Below are 1,755 nucleotides of genomic sequence, written 5' to 3' on the forward strand. Positions count from 1 at the left end.
GCGCAACGACCTCGGGCGGGTCTGCGAGCCGGGGACGGTCAAGGTGCACCGGTTCTTCGACATCGAGCGGTACAGCCACGTCATGCACCTGGTCTCGACGGTGTCCGGGCGGCTCGCCGAGGGCCGCACGGCCTTCGACGCGGTGACCGCCTGCTTCCCCGCGGGCACGCTGTCCGGTGCGCCGAAGCCGAAGGCGATGGAGATCATCGAGGAGCTGGAGCCCACCCGGCGCGGGCTCTACGGCGGCATCGTCGGCTACCTCGACTTCGCCGGGGACGCGGACACCGCGATCGCCATCCGCACCGGGCTGCTGCGCGACGGCGTCGCCCACGTCCAGGCCGGCGGCGGGATCGTGGCCGACTCCGACCCGGTCGCCGAGGACACCGAGGCTTCCAACAAGGCGCGCGCGGTCCTGGCCGCGGTGGCGACCGCGGGCACCCTCGGGGTCCCCGAACCGGCCCGCGACCCGGGACGGGACGCCTCGTGACCGGCCCCGCCGGGCCGGCACCCCGCCGTCCCGGCTCCCGGCTGCTCGGGCTCGCCGTCGTCGGCCTGCTGCTCGGCGCGCTCGCGCTCTGGGGCGCCTCGCGCGGCACCTGGCTCACGGCGACGTGGGAGGTGCCGCTGCGCGGCACCGTGGTGGCCACGGCGAACGGCGCGGACACCGAGCCGGTCCTCGTGCCGTGGGCGCTCCTGGCCCTCGCCGCGATCGGCGGACTGCTCGCGACGACCGGCTGGGGCAGGCGCGCCGTCGGGGTGATCGTGGGGGTCGCCGGCCTGTGGGCCCTGCTCCGGGCGGTGTCCGGGCTCGCCGCCCCCGCCCCGGCGCTGCTGCCCACCTCGGCCCGCCAGGCCGGCCGGGCGCTGGGTGTCGCGGTCACGCCCGTCTGGCCCCTGCTCGCGGCGGTGGGTGGGCTGCTGCTCGTCGCCACGGGCGCCCTGGTGGCGGCCCGGGGATCGATCATGCCGCGGCTCGGTGCGCGCTACGACGCACCCACCGGACCTGCCCGGACGCGCCCGGTGGACGACGAGCGCAGCCTCTGGGAGGCGCTCGACGCGGGGGAGGACCCGACCACGGGAACGCCCCCGCACGACCCCCCGGTGCCCGGGCACCGGGGCGACGACGAGAGCCCGGCGGGCCCCTCCGCGGGGAGGGCACCGGACGGGGCGGAAGGAGGCCGGGGTTAACATGGAACGAACTCCGCCGGCGGGATCGGGCGGGGGGTCCAGAGGGCCGGTGAGCACGACCGAAGATCGCCCGAGGAATGGGGGCAGCATCCGCGTGAGCGTCCTGGAGAAGATCCTCGAGGGGGTCCGTGCCGACCTCGCGGTCCGCGAGGCCGCCGTCCCGTTCGACCAGGTCAAGGCCGCCGCAGTCGCAGCGCCTCCTGCCAAGGACGCGCTCGCCGCGCTGCAGGGGCAGGGCATCGGCGTCATCGCCGAGGTCAAGCGCGCCTCGCCGTCGCGGGGTCACATGGTCGACATCCCCGACCCCGCGAAGCTCGCCCGCCAGTACGTCGAGGGCGGCGCCCGGATCATCAGCGTCCTCACCGAGCAGCGACTCTTCGAGGGTTCGCTGACCGACCTCGACGAGGTCCGCGCGGCGGTCGACATCCCCGTCCTGCGCAAGGACTTCGTGGTCGGCACCTACCAGGTGCACGAGGCCCGGGCCCACGGCGCGGACCTGGTGCTCCTGATGTGCTCGGTGCTCGAGCAGAACGCGCTGGACGCCCTCGTCGACCGCGTGCACTCGCT

Annotated in this window: 3 protein-coding genes; all 3 read left to right on the top strand. The window is 76.0% G+C overall.

The genetic code is table 11. The features are described 5' to 3' along the window. Positions 1–487: chorismate-binding protein (locus VGI02_RS19510; RefSeq protein ID WP_331629905.1), on the top strand; the 487-nt coding region annotated here is incomplete at its 5' end. Then, entirely contained in the window at positions 484–1,188 is a 705-nt protein-coding gene (locus VGI02_RS19515) for a Trp biosynthesis-associated membrane protein (RefSeq protein ID WP_331629907.1), read from the top strand. The genes VGI02_RS19510 and VGI02_RS19515, both read left to right, overlap by 4 nt. A 94-nt stretch (positions 1,189–1,282) precedes the next feature. Continuing rightward, the coding region (locus tag VGI02_RS19520) for an indole-3-glycerol phosphate synthase TrpC (RefSeq protein WP_331629909.1) at positions 1,283–1,755 on the top strand (473 nt) is incomplete at its 3' end.

Source organism: Actinomycetospora sp. (assembly GCF_036497245.1).
Taxonomy (GTDB): domain Bacteria; phylum Actinomycetota; class Actinomycetes; order Mycobacteriales; family Pseudonocardiaceae; genus Actinomycetospora.